We start from the raw sequence: 318 nt of genomic DNA on the forward strand, positions 1-318 counted from the left end.
TTAATCGTAAGCTTCAATATTATCCTTTAGGGGCGTGATATGCCTTGAGGGAGGAAATTAAGTGAAAGCGGCTGGGTAAGATGGTTGATAAGAAGATAAATTGTTTACAGCTTGGATCTGATCGAAAACTCTGTCCTTTAGGCGCGGATGACGTTGGGATTCAAGGGAGCGTGAAAAGACAAAAACTAATGGTTGAAAATGCAGATAAAAAGGAGAGGTTAACACCAAAAGAGTTGCAAGCGATGTTTGAAACTGGGAGGTGATTGATCTAGAGAGCTAAGATTTTACTTTGATCTTGTGGAAAATCAAGATGCTTAT

1 protein-coding gene is annotated in these 318 nt (G+C 39.3%); it reads left to right on the forward strand.

The annotated features are described in order from the left end of the window. Positions 1-80: 80 nt before the first annotated feature. A complete protein-coding gene (locus ACFINC_RS11315; protein WP_375617266.1) occupies positions 81-263 on the forward strand; it encodes a hypothetical protein in 183 nt (60 codons plus the stop codon). Positions 264-318: the final 55 nt, after the last annotated feature.

The sequence above is a fragment of the Bartonella sp. AP58NXGY genome (assembly GCF_042195785.1).
Lineage (GTDB): Bacteria > Pseudomonadota > Alphaproteobacteria > Rhizobiales > Rhizobiaceae > Bartonella.